This is a genomic window from Marinobacter sp. UBA2498, assembly GCF_002341575.1.
In the GTDB taxonomy this organism is placed as follows: Bacteria; Pseudomonadota; Gammaproteobacteria; order Pseudomonadales; family Oleiphilaceae; genus Marinobacter; species Marinobacter manganoxydans.
In genome coordinates this window covers 14,242-30,699 of sequence record NZ_DDOI01000158.1, presented here as the reverse complement: position 1 = coordinate 30,699, position 16,458 = coordinate 14,242, and the positions used below count along the sequence as shown (strand labels likewise).

Genomic DNA, 16,458 nt, shown 5'->3' with positions numbered 1-16,458 from the left:
ATGTCCTTGTCGCCGGTGGAGACCACCACATCGATGCCTTTGCTGGTTGCTTCGTTGGCAAGGGTGCCGATCACGTCGTCGGCCTCAACGCCTGTCACCGTTAGCAGCGGCAGCCCCATGGCCTTTACGATCTCGTGAATAGGCTCGATCTGGCAGGCGAGATCCTCCGGCATGGGAGGTCGGTTGGCCTTGTACTCTTCATAGAGATCGTGCCGGAAGGTTTTGCCCTTGGCGTCGAACACCACCACCATCTTGGACCCGGGAAAATCCTGCTCCAGGCGGCGGAGCATGCTGATCACGCCTTTAATGGCTCCTGTCGGATGATCCTTGCTTGTGGTGAGCGGTGGAAGTGCATGATAAGCACGGAAAAGATAGGACGATCCGTCCACAAGAACCACAGGTGGTGTGTTTTTGCTGGTCATGTCAAAACAGGTCCGGAATCTGATTGAAGCGTGGGTTGGCTTATGCAACTCTGTACTGAAATCGATGGACGAAAGGGTATCACGAAAATGAAACGAATCGCCTGCCCGGCTTTGTTGCTCGCCTGTCTGCCTTTGGCTGCTCTGGCCCAGGAAGAAGGCGCTCTGGATGAGACGCCGGTGACAACTCCCGACGAGCCAGTGGTGATCTCGGATTACCAGCCTGCAAGCCAGGGCCCCGAGATTGTTATTCGCCCGGGTGAGCAGGAAGTGTTCTATGAATACCGGGTCAACGGACAGCTGATGGAAATCAAGGTTGTACCGGAAGTCGGACCGGAGTATTACCTGGTGCCGGCGGATGGCGGCGGTTGGATCCGGGAAACCGAGTCCGACATGTTGGTGCCTAGCTGGGTGATTTTCCGCTGGTAAACCTCAGTCAGATCAGATCGACGTTGACCGGAGTTGAGCGCCGGCTCTCCAACCCCTGAATATCCACGGTGGTGATGGCGAACTCGTAAGCGCCTGGCGCCATCTCCGCCAGAGAGAGTCTTGTGGTTGCAGGACTCTCAATGTGGATAACCTTGAAGTTGTCCTGGTGTCTGAACCGATAGTAGACCCTGAATTCCGCAATCTCTCCAAGTGCCAGTGACGAGCCGTCCTCACGGGTCAGTGGAGCTGTCCATGTCAACTCCTTCGGCTCAGTGGCTGTATATCCGGTTTCCCGAGTCTGCCCAAGTGTGGTCATGAGCCCGTCGGTCGCCTTGTTCAGCCGCGAATTTGCGATTTCACTGGCCCTGTCAGAGCTGGTGCTGACGGCGCGGGAATCTTCCTGGCAGGCAGCAAGGAGGAAAGAGGCGGCAATCACTGGTAAAAGAAATATGAAGAAATGCGGTTGTCGGGTTTTGCTGGTGGTCATGGTTACTCGCATACGGGCCTGATCGAGGCCTTTGGTGATTAAGCGTATGGAGCCTGAATAAAACGGGGAGACGGGCTTCTGTGAAAGCACGGCATTATGCCAGCCGGGTTTTCAGGATCAAGTGAATAATCCGTAAAAGCCCTTATTCGTTCACTTCCTGCTTTTAGTATGAACATTCTAATTTTAAGGCGTAACTTGGGTGGTGAGATTGAAGTAAGGCCTTCGTTGCACTGGTTTCGACAGGGCCTTGGAACTTTCAGGAAACCAAGGGGATTTATCATGGGTAAACTCAAGTCTTATCAGGAACAGCTCCAGGAAATCGTGGACAAGGGTATCAACGCCGCTGAAGAGCAGCAGAAGAAGCTGGCTTCCAAGCCGTTCGATTACGCCGAGAAGCTCGAGTCTGAAGCGCGCGAGTACAGCGTGAAGACCCTGCGCAAGCGTTACAACGGCTACAGCGATAGCCTGTTCGATCAGCTGCGCAACCTGAACAGCCGTTTTGGCAGCTTTGCTGGTGACCTGGTCGCCAAGCTGGAAAAAGAAGCAGCCGAAGGCGCTGATGCAGTTGCAGAAGCCGCGGAAGATGTGTCTGACGCTGCGAAGGATGCGAAAAAAACGGTTGAGCCGAAGAAGACGGCTGCACGCAAGACCACTGCGCGCAAGACCACTTCCACTGCCAAGAAGAGCACTGCATCCGCCTGAATTGTGGATAGCACCTCATCGGTAGGTGAGTGAAATGAAAAAGCCACCGGCTAACACCGGTGGCTTTTTTTTTGGTCTCGGAAATTTCAGTGCAGAATCAGTTGTCGGTCTTGGTGTGATCCAGTGGCAGAGTTCGTGCCTCGCCGGTAACTTCTTCCAGGCGTTCGATGTCGTCCTCAAAAGCCTTTCGTAGTTCGTCGATTTCCTGGGTCTGTGAGGCAATTTCCCGCTCAATGTCGCGAATCTGGGCCTCCAGCCGCCGGATCTTCTCCAGCGTGCCCTCGGGAATCTCGCGACCGGCCCGCTCCATGTTGGCGGCCCGACTCTGTTCGTTATCCAGCTGGCTCGATATCACCGATATATTGCCGCGCTTGAGCTGGATAAGACCCTCTAGCTCGCGGATTTTCCGGTGCATGGCTTTCGCGGCCTGATCCGGATGGCTGAAGCGTTTCAGCAGCGCGCGGTCTTGCTCGCGCTGTTCTGCGAGTTCCTTCTGGCGCTGTTTTTCCGCTTCCCGGGAAGCAATTTCTTCTTCGGTTGGTGCCGGTGGAATGGTTTCGATCACGCGGCCATTGTTGCTCAGGATGTCATAGCCCCGCTTGGTGGCTTCCTGGGGGATGGTGCTGCTGATTACGATCTGGCCGTTCTCATCCGTGTAACGGTACATATTGGCAGCCGCCTGGGCAGAAAACCCCAGGGCAAGCGCCAGCGCCGTTGTTTTAACAGACAGTGCGGTCAGACGATTGGCCATCAATCAGACTCCGTAACGATCCCGATAACTGGCTACCTTTTCGGCATGCCCGGCAAACTCCGGGTTGGCTTTAAGATAGTCCAAAACCTGCTCGAGACGAATAATGCTCACCACCGGAATGCCGAATTCCTTTTCCACTTCCTGGATGGCAGACAGTTCGCCGTTGCCTTTTTCCTGGCGATCCAGAGCAATCAGCACGCCTGCAGGTTCAGCCCCGGCGGCCCGGATGATATCGATGGATTCCCGGATCGCGGTACCGGCGGTGATCACATCATCGACAATCAGTACTTTGCCCTGCAACGGTGCGCCAACAATGTTGCCGCCCTCACCATGATCTTTCTTTTCCTTACGATTAAACGCAAAGGGTTTGCTGTTACCGTCTGTAGCCAGCGCCATTGCTGTGACGGTGGCCAACGGAATGCCCTTATAGGCAGGGCCGAAAATAATGTCATAATCCAGGCCGCTGCGCGCGATCGCGGCGGCATAGGCCTTGCTTAACTGAAGCAGGTCGTCCCCGGTATTGAAAAGTCCAGCATTGAAGAAGTAGGGGCTGGTTCGGCCCGACTTGAGCGTGAACTCACCAAAGCGTAGTACATTCCGGCGGATGGCAAATTCGATAAATTTTTGCTGATAGTCGTGCATGACAAGGCTTCTGGCGGGTGTTGATCTTTAATTAGCTCGTAAAAACGGTATCATACACACAAACCGAATCAGGGAACACGTATGCGGGTAGTATCAATCAGCGTCAATGGCCTCGCCCAGGCTGTTGAAAAAGGTTTTTTCGACTGGCTGGCGGAGCAGGACGCTGACGTGGTCTGCGTTCAGGACCATCGCATGCGGGCCTACGAGATTGAGGACTATAACCTGATTCCGGAAGGTTACGAGGCCTACTTTATTGATGGCGAAAAGAATGAAGATGGCGGTGTCGGCATATACACCCGTCATTTCCCGAAGGCCATCATGTATGGATTTGCCAACGAACAGGCCGATCGGGAAGGCCGGTTCATTCAGGCCGATTTTGACAAGGTCTCGGTTGCCTGCGTCCTGGCGCCCTGTGCGCTGGGTCGTGAGGACGAGCTGATTGGCGAGGACGACCTGACGGTTCTCGACCACAAGGACGAATTCATGGAGTCCTTCGGTCTGCACATGCAAAAGACCCTTCGTAAGCGCCGTCAGTTCATCTTCTGCGCCAACCTGCAGACTGCCCATCACGTAACCGACGCCAGCCCGCTGTACCACAAACTGGATTTCTCCGGTTTCCTGCCCCACGAGCGTGCCTGGTTGGATCGTCTGTTCGATGAGATGGGCTGCGTTGACGGCTTCCGGGAGATCAACAAGCAGAGCAATCAGTTCACCTGGTGGCCCGAGCAGGCCGAGGGTTCCCGCAAGAATGCCGGCATCCGGGTGGATTACCAGCTGCTGACACCAGGAATCCGCAAGACCATCGAAGATGGCTGGATTGACGACTCAACCCGCTTCTCTGATCACGCCCCGGTGATCATGGATTACGACATCGAAATCGGCTTCTAAGCTCTGAGGAAGGCGCCTGCGCGGCAACGCTTCCCCAGACACGCTACAAGCACTTCCCTGTGCGCTTGAATCGGGCCATCCATGGCCCTCAACAGTCTGGGAAAGCGTTGCCACGCAGGCACCCCAGGCTTGTGAGGTTTTTCGAACAGTAGCGGGTTCGGAGGGGGAAACCTTTCCGGGACCGTCTCCGGCCAGGGAAGGCCGGAGACGAGCGCACATGGATGTGCTTGTAGCGTGTCCCGGAAAGGTTTCCCCCTCCGGACACGCGGGCAACAAACTTAATCTGCCAGCGCCGCCTTCTGAATCTCAAACAACTGCTCAATACCCTGTTTGGCCAGAGTCAGCATGCTGTCCAGTTCTGACTGGTCGAACGGTGCACCTTCCGCAGTCCCCTGAATCTCAATGAAACCGCCCCGGTCCGTCATGATGACGTTCATGTCGGTTTCGGCCTCGGAGTCTTCCGGGTAGTCCAGATCCACCACCGGGGTGCCTTTGTAAACACCGACTGAAAGCGCGGCGACCATCTGCTTGAGCGGAGATTTCTTGAGGCGCTTGTCAGCAACCAGGTGGTTCAGGGCATCAACCAGTGCCACGCAGCCGCCGGTGATGGCTGCGGTGCGGGTGCCGCCATCGGCCTGGATGACATCGCAGTCAATGGTGATGGAGTGTTCACCGAGAGCGGTCAGATCCACCGCTGCACGCAGGGAGCGGCCAATCAGGCGCTGGATTTCGACGGTCCGGCCACCCTGCTTGCCGCGGGCAGCTTCACGGCCCATTCGGCTGCCGGTAGAGCGGGGCAGCATGCCGTATTCGGCGGTGATCCAGCCCTTGCCTTCACCCCTCAGAAACGGAGGGACCTTGTTTTCGACGGAGGCAGTGCAGATGACTTTTGTGTCCCCGAATTCCACCAGCACAGAGCCTTCGGCGTGACGGGTGTAGTTGCGGGTGATTCGAACATCTCTGGGTTGTTCGGGCGTTCTGCCGCTTGGACGCATAGTTTTTCCTGAAGTCAGTTTTGAATGTCCGGGAGCGAGTCCCGGGCGAACGTTTGTCGAAAAGGCCGGTCAGTATATCACGTTGGGGTTGGCCTTTTGTCCGGTTCGCCGTTGCTGTTAAGAGCCTGTTAAACTTCATCAATACAACACTATCGAAGCGGAGCTGACATGATCCGAAGTATGACTGCATTTGCCCGCAAGGACGTCCAGGGAGACTGGGGAACGTTGACCTGTGAAATCCGGACCGTGAATCACCGGTATCTCGAACCCTCCTTCCGCCTGCCGGAAGCGTTCCGTGAGCTGGAGAACCGGTTCCGGGAGGAACTGAGAAAGCAGTTGAAGCGGGGCAAGGTGGATGTCTCCATGCGCTTGCAGTCGGCAGAGAAAGGCTCGCAAAGTTTCGAGATCAGCGAAGACATGGCCCAGGCGGTGAATGAGGCGGCCAACCACATCAACCGGATTCTGGATAATCCGGCCCACATCAATGCCCTGGACATACTCAGGTGGCCGGGCGTGCTGTCAGTGCCGGAACAGGATTATAGCCCTGCAAAAGAGGCTGCCGTCGGACTGTTCGAGCAAACCGTGGCCGAACTTGCATCGGTGCGCGAGCGGGAGGGGGAGCGCCTGCGGCCACTGTTCGAAGATCGCCTGAAAACCATGGGTGATCTCGTTGCCGACGTCCGTAGGCGTATGCCGGAATTGCTCGAGGCGCAGGAGAAAGCGCTGCGAGATCGGTTCGAAAAAGCCAAAGTGGAACTGGATGCCGAGCGGGTTGCCCAGGAGATGGTGATGCTGGCTCAGAAAAGCGATGTGGCCGAGGAGCTGGACCGGCTGGATGCCCATATCGGTGAGGTGTCCGATACTCTGAAAAGCGAAGATGCCATTGGCCGGCGGCTGGATTTTCTCATGCAGGAGCTCAATCGAGAGGCCAACACCCTGAGCAGCAAGAGCATTGATGCCGGCGTTACCCGTACTGCAGTGGATCTCAAGGTTCTGATCGAACAGATGCGAGAGCAGGTGCAGAATCTGGAATAAGCCGGATCTCTACGCCGGTGGTCAATTCAGTGTGAGGTCGCTCAGTTCCGCCGACAGTTCGAACGTCATCTTGCGCTTGTTCAGGGGGCAGTCGAATTCCAGGTAAAAGGCGAGGAGCTGCAAGGGTACGCCGGCCGGTCGCCCGTAAAGGCGATCACCGATGATCGGATGGCCGAGGCCCGCCAGATGCCGGCGAATCTGGTGTTTTCGTCCGGTTTCGATACTGATTTCCAACAGTGAAGTTTCCCCGGTTTCGTCCAGCTCGAGCGTTGAGACACGGCTGACGGCCGCCTTGCCCTCGACGGGCGCATCAACGAGCTGCTCCCGAGCGTCGATGAGGCCGGCCACTCGCGCCTTGTAGTGTTTGGTCATGGTCCGCCCCGAAAAACACTGGGAAAGGGCGCCGGCCGCTTTCGAGTCATGGGCGATCAGCATCAGCCCGGCAGCGTCGGCGTCGAGCCTGTGGATCAGATGGCATGGTTGCTCAAGCTGGATTTCGGCCAGGCGAAGCAAACTGCAGTGGTCGCCCCACTGGGAGCCCTGGGCCAGTAGCCCATGAGGTTTGAACCAGACGGTGTAGCGCCCCGCATTCTCCAGGAGAATCGGCTTTTCCGGTTTCCTCTCAAGCACCTTCTCGTCGTAGTAAAGCTGTAGTCGGATACCCGGTTTCAGCTCCTTTGTGGCACGGCGTAGCCGAAGGCGTTTGCCTTTGTGAGTCCACCAGCAGGCGCCTTTGGTCATGGCGTCCTTGATTTTCTGACGCGAAAGCCCGGGGGCCGCCTCGCTCAGGGCGTCGATGGCTTTGCCTGGCTGCTTCACGGTGATGTCGATGGTGGTTCGCATGGGTTCTTGCAGTCGCTGAACAGTGGATAGGCAAATGGTATCAGCTGACGCCCTTGTGGGGTGCGGTGTTTTGCCAAAGTCCGTATAATTCCGTGCTTTACTGGCCGGAATACGCGGCCGCCGTGTCCAGGTTTGGAGTTCTCGGGTTATGAGTCAGGCAGTTGAGCAGGGTACTCTGTACGTTATCTCCGCGCCATCCGGTGCCGGCAAGACCAGCCTTGTGGCGGAAATGCTCCGCAATGACGAGAAGCTCGGTGTTTCCGTCTCGCACACGACCCGCTCGATGCGGGAGGGCGAACAGAACGGGGTGAACTATCACTTTGTCAGCCGGACCGTGTTCGAGGCGATGATTGGCGAGGGCGACTTTCTGGAGCACGCCGATGTCTTCGGCAATTACTACGGCACTTCCCAGGCATGGGTTCGGGAAACTCTGGCAACAGGCCAGGATGTGATCCTGGAGATCGACTGGCAGGGTGCCGCTCAGGTGCGACGGCTTATTCCCGAGTGTGTCAGTATTTTCATCGTGCCACCCTCTCCGGAAGTGCTGCGCGACCGACTGGTCGGGCGTGGCACCGATGCGCCGGAGATAGTGGAGCGGCGCCTGGCCGAGGCTGAGGAAGAGTGCCGTCACGCAGTGGAGTTCGACTTTCTGGTGGTCAATGACGACTTCGAAGCGGCCCTCGGAGATCTGCTCGCGATTGTCCGGGCCCAGCGCCTTCGCATGGAAGTGCAGCAGCCAAGGCATCGAGCGTTGCTGGCGGGATTGTCCGGCCCGGCGTGATACGGGGTTTTCCTGTATACAAATTGAACCGGCCACAGTAAACTGTGCGGTCTGCTGAAACAGTCATTTTATGAGTCGGGGAAGTTATGGCACGAGTTACCGTTGAAGATTGTCTGGAAAACGTTGATAACCGCTTCCAGCTGGTAATGCTGGCAACCAAGCGTGCCCGTCAGCTCGCTACCAAGGGTGCCGAGCCGATGGTGGCTGAAGAAAATGATAAGCCCACGGTTATCGCTCTGCGCGAGATTGCCGAAGGCAAGATTACTCGTGATCTCCTCAAGGAAGAAGACGACGAGTGACCCAGCTGCGGAGCCAGGTATATAAGTATCTGTCCGCAAGCGAGAAGCATTGAAATCTGTCCCCGCGGTTTTATAGTGTAGCTATAGAACGTTGCTGGAAGGACTCTGGAAGGACCCGGATGCGTGCATTCGGGTTTTTTTGTCCCTGAATTTCATGAAGTCGTGGAGGCGCGGTGTCGGCAGAGGCTACGGTTGAAGGACTGGCTCGAGAGCTAAGTTCCTATCTGGATACCACTCGCATCAATCAGGTGCGACGCGCCTATTATTATGCCGAGCAGGCCCATGAGGGCCAGATGCGTAAGAGCGGCGACCGGTACATTACTCACCCCCTGGCTGTCGCCCATATTCTCGCCGATCTCCGTCTGGATCATCAGAGCCTGATGGCGGCGATGCTTCACGATGTGATCGAAGACACCGGCATTCCCAAGGATGCCCTGGCGGAGCAGTTCGGCGACGATGTTGCGGAACTGGTGGATGGCGTCAGCAAGCTTACCCAGATCGAATTCCGGTCCCGGGCGGAAGCCCAGGCTGAAAACTTCCAGAAGATGACTCTGGCCATGGCCAGAGATATTCGGGTCATTCTGGTGAAGCTGGCGGACCGCCTTCACAATATGCGCACCCTGGGCCCCATGCCCTATGAGAAGCGCCAGCGCATTGCCACCGAGACCCTCGATATCTACGCCCCCATCGCGAACCGCCTGGGTATGCACTCGATCTGCACCGAGCTCGAGGATCTGGGGTTTACCTCGCTGTATCCGATGCGTTCGAGATACATTTCAAAAGCGGTGGACAAGCTCAGGGGCAGCCACCGCGAAATCATCGAGGATATTCGTGGCAAATTGCAGGAGAAGCTTGAAGAGCGCGGCCTGCCGGGGCGGATTCTGGGCCGGGAAAAGCACTTGAACAGCATCTACAACAAGATGAAGTTCAAGCAGAAATCCTTCCATGAAATCATGGACGTTTACGCGTTCCGGATCATCACCGATACCGAAGACGACTGCTACCGGATCCTTGGTGCCGTACACAGCCTCTACAAACCCCTTCCGGGCCGCTTCAAGGATTACATAGCCATGCCCAAGGCCAATGGCTACCAGTCCATCCACACCACTCTGTTCGGGATGCACGTGAATATCGAGATCCAGATCCGTACCGAGGAGATGGAGCATATCGCCAATAACGGGATTGCGGCGCACTGGATGTACAAGAATGAACCCAGCAGCGTGACCAGCGCCAACCAGGACCGGGTCGACCGCTGGGTGAAGGGGCTGATGGAAATGCGGGAACGGGCCGATGACTCTATGGAGTTTATCGAGCATGTAAAGGTAGACCTGTTCCCGGACGAGATATACGTTTTCACCCCGAAAGGCCGCATCATGGAGTTGCCAAGCGGGGCGACGCCGGTGGACTTTGCCTATGCCATCCACACGGACATCGGCAACGCCACCGTAGCCTGTCGAATCAACCGCAACCTGGGTTCCCTCAGCCAGCCTCTGCAGAGTGGCCAGACCGTGGAAATCATCACTGCGCCCGGCGCCCGCCCCAACCCGGCCTGGCTCAGTTTCGTGGTGACCGGCAAGGCCCGGAGCAGTATCCGGCACGTGCTCAAGAGCCAGAAGCGTGCGGAATCGCTGGAGCTCGGTCGCACCCTGCTGAAGAAATCCCTGAAGGGGTTTGGTGCGAAACTGTCCGAAATCAGCGACGCCCAGAAGCAAGCCGTAGTGAACCACAATCAGGTGAACAGTTTTGATGATCTGATCAGTGACATCGGGCTCGGCAACCGGATGGCCTATCTGGTGGCTCGTCAGCTCGCGAGCGGCTCAGAGGTTGCCGAAGCCATTGAGGCTCCCAGGGATATCGAGGGTGGCAATCATAGCCCGGTGACCATTCGTGGCACGGAAGGCCTTCTGGTCCGGTTTGCCAGCTGTTGCAAGCCGATTCCGGGAGACCCGGTGGTTGGGGTGATGGATTCCGGCAAAGGTATGGTGATTCATTCCGATACCTGCTCCCGGTTGCCCGAGGACGATGAGGGGCGGGCTCGCCTCACGCATCTTAAATGGGCCAAGGACATTACCGACGAATTTTCCGTGGAGCTCCGGGTAGAGCTGGAGCGCCAGCGCGGTGTGATTGCCGAGATGGCCAATGCGGTTGCCATGGCGGACGGCAACATCGAGCGCATTAACGTGGAAGAGCAGAACGCCCGCTTTGGCGTTGTCAGTCTAGTGGTACACGTTAATGGTCGCCGGCACCTGGCCCGGGTGATGCGCCGGATCCGCAACATTCGTGCGATTACCCACATCAGCCGTGTGCGGCACTGACCCCGACCAAAGCCCGGTTGACAGGCGCGCCACGCAAGGGCGAGGATTGGCGTTTTGGAAGAGAGGAAACCAAGGGTCATGACCAACAAATCCGTAATTCAGACCGAGAATGCGCCCCAGGCGATCGGCACATACTCCCAGGCGGTAAAGGCAGGGGATACCGTGTACCTGTCTGGCCAGATTCCGCTGGTGCCGGAAACCATGGAAGTGGTCGCCGGCGATTTCTCTGCCAAGACCCGGCAGGTATTCGATAACCTCAAGGCCGTTTGCGAGGCCGCCGGTGGCGAGCTGAAGGACATTGTGAAACTGAACATCTACATGACAGACCTGGCCAATTTCGCCACGGTCAACGAGATCATGGCCACCTATTTCCAGGAACCGTATCCGGCCCGAGCGGCGGTAGGTGTCGCGGCGCTGCCCAAGGGAGTGCCCATTGAAATGGAAGCGGTGATGGTGCTCAGCTAAGACCTGAATACACCTGAATTGAGAAAAGGCGGCCTTGGCCGCCTTTTTTAATGCCGAAGGCTCATCCCTGGTCAATCATGGCGCGGTAGCCGGCACGGAAATCCGGGTAGCGGAACTGGAAGCCGGTGCCCAGCAGTCGCTTGTTGCTGCAGCGTTTGCTCCCGGCCCGGCCACCTTTCCGGGCATCAGGCTGCGGATCGGCGCAGGGCGTATGCTGCCGCACCCAATCTACTACCTCATCAAGTCTTACCGGCTCGCAATCGCTGGCAAGGTAGCAGGTCTCCAGTGACGCTCCCGAAAGTGCCAGCTTCACAAGGTGGGCAGCCGCCTCCGCTGCATCCTCCTCGTGAATCCGGTTACTGAACGGTGCTGGCTTCGCCGGATTCATGCGCCCCTCCTGTACCTCCTCAAGAAAACGACGCCGTGAAGGCCCGTAAATGCCGCTGTATCGAATGATTGTCGCCGGATGGCCGCTTTCCAATGCGGTCTGTTCACCGGCCAGGACCTGCTCTCCGCTGAACCGGGCCGGTTCTGTGGGGCTGGATTCATCTACCCAGCTGTCGTCATCCTGTGAATAGACACTGCTGCTGCTCACAAAGAACAGGTGCTTCAGAGACTGACTGCCGACGGCCACCAACAAATTTTCCAGGCCAGTCACATAGGCATCGCGATAGCCCTGCTGGTCGTAGCTGGAGGGCGTCAGGCAATAGAGGATGATATCGAGATCAGCAGGAAGTTTGCGGGCCAGGGTCTCAGGCCTGGTCAGATCGGCGCCAATGCCGTGAACGCCCTCGGGAACACGCCCGGGATTTCGCCGCAGGCCAAACACGGTGGCCGAGGTTGTCAGCCGGCTGGCAATGGCGCCACCGAGTTTGCCGCAACCGGCAACGAGAATTCGGGGCGTCTTACGACTTTCAGTGATTGCCATAGACAATTTCAATCCTTATGCTTTACCTCATAAATTCGTGAAACTTCGACCCGCATCTATCTGACCGGAGCTCACCATGACTCTCACCGAGTTACGATACGTCGTTACGCTGGCCCGCGAAAGGCATTTTGGCCGGGCTGCAGAGCGTTGCCATGTCAGCCAGCCAACGCTCAGTGTTGCTGTGAAAAAGCTGGAAGACGAGCTCGGTATCCCTCTATTCGAGCGAAGCAAAAGCAGCATCCGCGTGACCGAAACCGGTCTGCGCATTATCGAGCAGGCCCAGCGGGTGCTCGATCAGGTCGGCCTGATCAAAGACATGGCTCAGGATGGCAAGAACCAGCTCAATTCGCCTCTGAAGGTCGGTGCGATCTACACCATCGGTCCCTATCTGTTCCCGCACCTGCTCCCCGAATTGAGGCGTGCGGCCCCGGAAATGCCGCTTTATATCGAAGAGAACTACACCGCCAACCTGAGGCAGAAGCTCCGGCAGTCCGAGCTGGATGCCATTATTATTGCCCTGCCGTTCGAGGAGCCGGAAGTGGTTACCCTGCCGCTCTACGACGAACCGTTCGTAGTGTTGCTGCCCGCGGGACATCCGCTGGCCAGCAAGGAGCAGTTGACTGCCGACGAGCTGGCCAAGGAGCAATTGCTATTGCTCGGGCCCGGACACTGTTTCCGGGATCAGGTTCTGGAATCCTGCCCACCCCTGGTAGAAGCCGTAACCCACCGGGCAAACAACGGCTCACCGGCGCTGGTGACCGAAGGCAGTTCTCTGGAAACCATTCGCCATATGGTCGCTTCCGGCCTGGGTATTACGGTGTTACCGCTCTCGGCCGCCACCGCCATGCAGTACCACGAGGACATTCTGGCCGTTCGACCGTTTGCGCCCCCGGTGCCGTTCCGCACGGTGGCTCTGGCCTGGCGGGTCACGTTCCCGCGGCCCAAGGCTATTGATGTGCTTTCCCTGGCTGCCAGCCAGTGCCGGGTAATCGAAAAGGCGAAAACAGACACACCGGTTGTGGCCGAAAGCGCCTGAGCCTGACTATGACGTCACTGGATGACATATCGGTCACCCAGCTCAAGGGCGTAGGAAACGCCCTGGCAGAAAAGCTCGCCAAGCTGGGTATTATCTCCCTGCAGGACCTGCTGTTTCACCTGCCTCACCGATACGAAGACAGAACCCGGGTAATACCCATGGGAAGTCTTCGCATCGGTGACGTGGCCGTGGTGGAAGGGGAGGTTATGAAAGCGGACCTGATCATGGGTCGCAGACGCAGTTTGCAAGTAACCCTCCGGGATAACAGCGGGTTTCTGGTGATGCGCTTTTTTCATTTCAACGCGGCCCAGAAAAACCAGTTTAGCGAGGGCGCCAGGGTTCGCTGCTTTGGCGAAGTCCGGCCCGGGCGCGCAGGTTATGAGTTCTACCACCCGGAGTACCAGACCAATCCGCCGCCCATGCCGGCGGAAGGTGATGCGACCCTGACCCCGGTTTACCCGCTGACAGAGGGCATCCAGCAGCCACGCGTTCGCTCGCTCTGCCAGCAGGCTCTGGGCTATCTTGACCGGTTCCCGATCCGTGACTGGTTGCCCGGAAACCTGCTGGCCGAGTATCAGCTGCCCGGAATCACCGAAGCTGTCCAGCTGGTGCATTCCCCGCCAGCCAGCGCGCCGGTCAACCTGCTTATGGAAGGGCGCCATCCGGCGCAACAGCGCCTGGTGATGGAAGAACTGCTGGCCCATCAGCTGAGCTTGCTCCAGGTGCGTGAACAGATTCAGGCCCGTGAAGCGCTCCCGCTCCTGCCCACGGGGGATTTGCCCGAGCGTTTCCTGGATTCCCTGCCCTTTGCACTCACCGGTGCGCAGCGCCATGTGCTGGCCGATATCCGTCAGGACCTGAGCCAGCCACTGCCGATGCTCCGGCTTGTTCAGGGCGATGTTGGCTCGGGCAAGACCGTCGTCGCGGCATTGGCGGCGTTGCAGGCTATTGGCGCCGGTGCACAAGTAGCCCTGATGGCGCCCACCGAAATCCTTGCCGAACAGCATTTTCAGAATTTCCGGGCATGGCTAGAGCCTCTGGGCATCCGTCTCGCGTGGCTATCCGGGAAGGTAAAAGGAAAGACCCGGACGGAAACGCTGGAAGCGGTCCAGTCAGGGGATGCCGCCGTGGTGATCGGCACCCATGCCCTGTTTCAGGACGACGTCAGGTTCCATCGTCTTGCCCTGGTCATCGTCGATGAACAGCATCGTTTCGGCGTACACCAGAGGCTGGCCTTGCGGGAAAAGGGTGTCGGTGGCTCACTGGCACCTCACCAGTTGATCATGACCGCAACACCCATTCCCCGTACGCTTGCCATGAGCGCCTATGCCGATCTCGATACCTCGGTGATTGATGAACTGCCTCCAGGACGGAAGCCGATCGAAACCATCGTGATTCCCGACAGCCGCAGGGAAGATGTGATTGAACGGGTTCGGGGCGCCTGCAGGGAAGGTCGACAGGCCTATTGGGTGTGCACTCTGATCGAGGAGTCCGAGGCTCTGCAGTGTCAAGCCGCGGAGGTGACTGCCCAGGAGCTTGCCGAGCGATTGCCGGACCTGAAAGTGGGGCTGGTGCATGGCCGGCTAAAGGCTCAGGAAAAGGCGGCGGTGATGGAGCAGTTCAAAGTTGGCGAGCTGGACCTGCTGGTCGCGACCACGGTGATTGAGGTTGGGGTGGACGTCCCCAACGCGTCGCTGATCATCATTGAAAACCCGGAACGCCTGGGGCTGGCCCAGTTGCATCAACTCCGTGGTCGTGTTGGCCGGGGCGAGCAGGCAAGTTTCTGTGTCCTGATGTACCACCCGCCTTTGTCCGCCAATGGCAAGGCCCGGCTGCAGGCGCTCAGGGACAGCCAGGATGGCTTCTTTATTGCCGAGAAAGACCTGGAGATTCGGGGGCCGGGCGAAGTATTGGGTACCCGGCAGACCGGTATGATGCAGTTTCGTCTGGCGGACTTCGAACGCGACAAGGGCTGGATTGAGCCAGTTCGGAAAATGGCGCCGGGATTGATGGTTCATCCGGAGACTGTCCGCGCTCTGGTGCGACGATGGCTCGGTGAGAGAACCCGTTACGGCGATGTGTAAAGGCGTCCGTTTATTCACTGAAAGCGTATGAAAACGCTCTGGAAATAGAGTTCAGTCAACGTCAGAGTCATTTCTTTGCCCTATACTGGGTTTAGTATGATTTTCGGGTTCGGGTTATCCGGCGGGAAACAGCAATATTCGGGAGAAATTTATGGAATTACCTGTCGCAGTTCAGCAGGCTCTGGGTGAGACCGCAGCGGGTGTATCCTTGAGGGATGTCAGCACCGCCAGCCGAAAAGAACTGTTACGCATGGTCTTGCTGACTGATGAGCAAGGTAACCTTCAGGTGATTTGTCGCAAGGACGATCTGATTGATTTAGAACAGATGAACAAGGAACTCGGGCGTGATCTGCGTCTGATGAAGCGCCGCGAGCAAGTGCGGGTGAGAGAGCGGGCTGGCCTTAAAGCGCTTCCAGCACTGCCTTCATTGACCGGCTGGCCGACGCTTGTTGATGAGCGTGTGGATCAACTTTCTGCGGTTGCGTTGGAGCTTGGCGAACAGAATCTCGCGATGGTCATGCCTGCAGAGGACTTTCAGGCTCTGACAGCCAACGCCGATCGACACTCTCTTGCAGTCGCCCTGGAATCCATTTCGGTTAATTATGATGACCACGACAGAGATCGGGATCAATTCCATTCGGCCATCAAAAAATTCACCGGTTTAAGAATACAGCAGAGACTTGAAGATACGCTTGAGTTACCACCACTGCCTGAAACCGCGCAGAGAATCATCCATTTACGAGTAAATCCCAATGCTGTGATGGGGGACCTCGTTGATATCGTCGAGAGCGATCCAAGCTTGGCAGCGCAGGTGGTCAGTTGGGCGTCGTCTTCGTTCTATGCCGCCGCCGGCCGGGTAAAATCAGTCCATGATGCGGTGTCCCGAGTTCTCGGATTCGACCTTGTCATGAACCTGGCCATGGGCCTTTCGTTGGGGCGGGCATTAAAGCAGCCTCAGGATCATCCCGAAGGTTATGTGGATTACTGGCAGCAGGCTATCTGGCAAGCCCAGTCCGCCGGTATTTTGGCCAGCATGATGCCCCGCGGAGAGCGTCCTGTCTTTGGTCTTGCCTATCTGGGAGGCCTTCTCCACAACTTTGGCCACCTGGTTCTGGCGCAAGTGTTTCCGCCACATTTCAAGCTGGTATGCCGTTCGCTGGAAGTGAATCCTGATATTGATTCCTCCGTTACTGAACACTATTTACTTGGCATTACCCGAGAGCAGATTGCAGCCCAGCTCATGGAAAACTGGGGCATGCCCGACGAGGTCACACTGGCAATCCGTTATCAAAAGAATCGCTTCTACAGTGGATCGAACAGCGTTTACGCCCGTTTGCTCTGGCTCGGCCGGCAGTTGCT

17 protein-coding genes and 1 pseudogene are annotated in these 16,458 nt (G+C 57.5%); 11 read left to right on the top strand and 7 right to left on the bottom strand.

Annotated features, from left to right (window positions below; all coding sequences use genetic code 11):
* Positions 1 to 422, bottom strand: a pseudogene (locus tag B2W52_RS22085) (PIN domain-containing protein); the annotation flags it as partial.
* A gap of 87 nt (positions 423 to 509) precedes the next feature.
* On the opposite strand from B2W52_RS22085, the gene B2W52_RS22080 reads away from it, so the two are divergent.
* A complete protein-coding gene (locus tag B2W52_RS22080; protein ID WP_008174197.1) occupies positions 510 to 848 on the top strand; it encodes a DUF2782 domain-containing protein in 339 nt (112 codons plus the stop codon).
* A gap of 7 nt (positions 849 to 855) precedes the next feature.
* Here the strand turns inward: B2W52_RS22080 and B2W52_RS22075 are convergent, their stop codons facing one another.
* Positions 856 to 1,335, bottom strand: a complete 480-nt coding sequence (locus B2W52_RS22075) for a fibronectin type III domain-containing protein (protein WP_227507713.1) — start codon at positions 1,333 to 1,335, stop codon at positions 856 to 858.
* 279 nt (positions 1,336 to 1,614) lie between these two features.
* Between B2W52_RS22075 and B2W52_RS22070 the strand changes: the two genes are divergently transcribed.
* Entirely contained in the window at positions 1,615 to 2,037 is a 423-nt protein-coding gene (locus B2W52_RS22070; protein ID WP_014575893.1) for a hypothetical protein, read from the top strand.
* 97 nt (positions 2,038 to 2,134) lie between these two features.
* Here B2W52_RS22070 and B2W52_RS22065 read toward each other — a convergent pair whose 3' ends face one another.
* Positions 2,135 to 2,788, bottom strand: coding sequence for a DUF4124 domain-containing protein (locus tag B2W52_RS22065; RefSeq protein ID WP_273073162.1), 654 nt, complete (start codon positions 2,786 to 2,788; stop codon positions 2,135 to 2,137).
* Between the two features lie 3 nt (positions 2,789 to 2,791).
* Entirely contained in the window at positions 2,792 to 3,430 is a 639-nt protein-coding gene (pyrE, locus tag B2W52_RS22060) for an orotate phosphoribosyltransferase (RefSeq protein ID WP_008174208.1), read from the bottom strand.
* Between the two features lie 81 nt (positions 3,431 to 3,511).
* On the opposite strand from pyrE, the gene B2W52_RS22055 reads away from it, so the two are divergent.
* Complete coding sequence (locus tag B2W52_RS22055) at positions 3,512 to 4,318, top strand: exodeoxyribonuclease III (protein WP_008174210.1); 807 nt, start codon at positions 3,512 to 3,514, stop codon at positions 4,316 to 4,318.
* A gap of 278 nt (positions 4,319 to 4,596) precedes the next feature.
* Here B2W52_RS22055 and rph read toward each other — a convergent pair whose 3' ends face one another.
* On the bottom strand, positions 4,597 to 5,313 hold the full coding sequence (gene rph, locus B2W52_RS22050) for a ribonuclease PH (RefSeq protein WP_092033172.1): 717 nt from the start codon (positions 5,311 to 5,313) through the stop codon (positions 4,597 to 4,599).
* A gap of 168 nt (positions 5,314 to 5,481) precedes the next feature.
* Between rph and B2W52_RS22045 the strand changes: the two genes are divergently transcribed.
* The gene (locus B2W52_RS22045) at positions 5,482 to 6,348 is read left to right on the top strand and encodes a YicC/YloC family endoribonuclease (RefSeq protein WP_053114218.1); all 867 of its coding nucleotides are present in this window, start codon (positions 5,482 to 5,484) and stop codon (positions 6,346 to 6,348) included.
* A gap of 21 nt (positions 6,349 to 6,369) precedes the next feature.
* Here the strand turns inward: B2W52_RS22045 and B2W52_RS22040 are convergent, their stop codons facing one another.
* Positions 6,370 to 7,191, bottom strand: a complete 822-nt coding sequence (locus B2W52_RS22040; protein WP_008169597.1) for an RluA family pseudouridine synthase — start codon at positions 7,189 to 7,191, stop codon at positions 6,370 to 6,372.
* A 148-nt stretch (positions 7,192 to 7,339) separates the two neighbouring features.
* On the opposite strand from B2W52_RS22040, the gene gmk reads away from it, so the two are divergent.
* The 4 genes from gmk to B2W52_RS22020 all read left to right on the top strand — a co-directional run bounded on the left by gmk (position 7,340) and on the right by B2W52_RS22020 (position 11,051).
* Positions 7,340 to 7,972 carry a guanylate kinase gene (gmk, locus tag B2W52_RS22035; RefSeq protein ID WP_008169596.1) on the top strand — a complete coding sequence of 211 codons (633 nt, stop codon included), beginning with the start codon at positions 7,340 to 7,342 and terminating at the stop codon, positions 7,970 to 7,972.
* 86 nt (positions 7,973 to 8,058) lie between these two features.
* On the top strand, positions 8,059 to 8,271 hold the full coding sequence (gene rpoZ, locus B2W52_RS22030; RefSeq protein WP_008169593.1) for a DNA-directed RNA polymerase subunit omega: 213 nt from the start codon (positions 8,059 to 8,061) through the stop codon (positions 8,269 to 8,271).
* Between the two features lie 173 nt (positions 8,272 to 8,444).
* Positions 8,445 to 10,586, top strand: a complete 2,142-nt coding sequence (locus B2W52_RS22025; RefSeq protein ID WP_273071533.1) for a RelA/SpoT family protein — start codon at positions 8,445 to 8,447, stop codon at positions 10,584 to 10,586.
* 78 nt (positions 10,587 to 10,664) lie between these two features.
* Positions 10,665 to 11,051, top strand: a complete 387-nt coding sequence (locus tag B2W52_RS22020) for a RidA family protein (protein ID WP_008169589.1) — start codon at positions 10,665 to 10,667, stop codon at positions 11,049 to 11,051.
* Positions 11,052 to 11,112: 61 nt separating this feature from the next.
* Here the strand turns inward: B2W52_RS22020 and B2W52_RS22015 are convergent, their stop codons facing one another.
* On the bottom strand, positions 11,113 to 11,979 hold the full coding sequence (locus tag B2W52_RS22015; RefSeq protein WP_286804094.1) for an NAD-dependent epimerase/dehydratase family protein: 867 nt from the start codon (positions 11,977 to 11,979) through the stop codon (positions 11,113 to 11,115).
* Positions 11,980 to 12,055: 76 nt separating this feature from the next.
* Here B2W52_RS22015 and B2W52_RS22010 point away from each other — a divergent pair, with 76 nt between their 5' ends.
* The 3 genes from B2W52_RS22010 to B2W52_RS22000 form a co-directional block, all read left to right on the top strand.
* Positions 12,056 to 13,015: a hydrogen peroxide-inducible genes activator gene (locus B2W52_RS22010; RefSeq protein ID WP_053114223.1), complete on the top strand. Its 960-nt coding sequence runs from the start codon at positions 12,056 to 12,058 to the stop codon at positions 13,013 to 13,015.
* Between the two features lie 8 nt (positions 13,016 to 13,023).
* Positions 13,024 to 15,099, top strand: a complete 2,076-nt coding sequence (gene recG, locus B2W52_RS22005; RefSeq protein ID WP_273071531.1) for an ATP-dependent DNA helicase RecG — start codon at positions 13,024 to 13,026, stop codon at positions 15,097 to 15,099.
* A gap of 151 nt (positions 15,100 to 15,250) precedes the next feature.
* Positions 15,251 to 16,458 (top strand): HDOD domain-containing protein (locus tag B2W52_RS22000; RefSeq protein ID WP_286804093.1); only part of this gene is annotated, 1,208 nt, incomplete at its 3' end.

Excerpts from the sequence above, each read along its gene's own strand:
- pyrE (WP_008174208.1), bottom strand. The coding sequence starts at position 3,430 with ATGCACGACTATCAGCAAAAATTTATCGAATTTGCCATCCGCCGGAAT.
- B2W52_RS22070 (WP_014575893.1), top strand. The coding sequence starts at position 1,615 with ATGGGTAAACTCAAGTCTTATCAGGAACAGCTCCAGGAAATCGTGGAC.
- B2W52_RS22010 (WP_053114223.1), top strand. The coding sequence starts at position 12,056 with ATGACTCTCACCGAGTTACGATACGTCGTTACGCTGGCCCGCGAAAGG.
- B2W52_RS22040 (WP_008169597.1), bottom strand. The coding sequence starts at position 7,191 with ATGCGAACCACCATCGACATCACCGTGAAGCAGCCAGGCAAAGCCATC.
- rph (WP_092033172.1), bottom strand. The coding sequence starts at position 5,313 with ATGCGTCCAAGCGGCAGAACGCCCGAACAACCCAGAGATGTTCGAATC.
- B2W52_RS22015 (WP_286804094.1), bottom strand. The coding sequence starts at position 11,979 with ATGGCAATCACTGAAAGTCGTAAGACGCCCCGAATTCTCGTTGCCGGT.
- B2W52_RS22020 (WP_008169589.1), top strand. The coding sequence starts at position 10,665 with ATGACCAACAAATCCGTAATTCAGACCGAGAATGCGCCCCAGGCGATC.
- B2W52_RS22055 (WP_008174210.1), top strand. The coding sequence starts at position 3,512 with ATGCGGGTAGTATCAATCAGCGTCAATGGCCTCGCCCAGGCTGTTGAA.
- B2W52_RS22045 (WP_053114218.1), top strand. The coding sequence starts at position 5,482 with ATGATCCGAAGTATGACTGCATTTGCCCGCAAGGACGTCCAGGGAGAC.
- recG (WP_273071531.1), top strand. The coding sequence starts at position 13,024 with ATGACGTCACTGGATGACATATCGGTCACCCAGCTCAAGGGCGTAGGA.
- B2W52_RS22075 (WP_227507713.1), bottom strand. The coding sequence starts at position 1,335 with ATGACCACCAGCAAAACCCGACAACCGCATTTCTTCATATTTCTTTTA.
- B2W52_RS22065 (WP_273073162.1), bottom strand. The coding sequence starts at position 2,788 with ATGGCCAATCGTCTGACCGCACTGTCTGTTAAAACAACGGCGCTGGCG.
- gmk (WP_008169596.1), top strand. The coding sequence starts at position 7,340 with ATGAGTCAGGCAGTTGAGCAGGGTACTCTGTACGTTATCTCCGCGCCA.
- B2W52_RS22080 (WP_008174197.1), top strand. The coding sequence starts at position 510 with ATGAAACGAATCGCCTGCCCGGCTTTGTTGCTCGCCTGTCTGCCTTTG.
- rpoZ (WP_008169593.1), top strand. The coding sequence starts at position 8,059 with ATGGCACGAGTTACCGTTGAAGATTGTCTGGAAAACGTTGATAACCGC.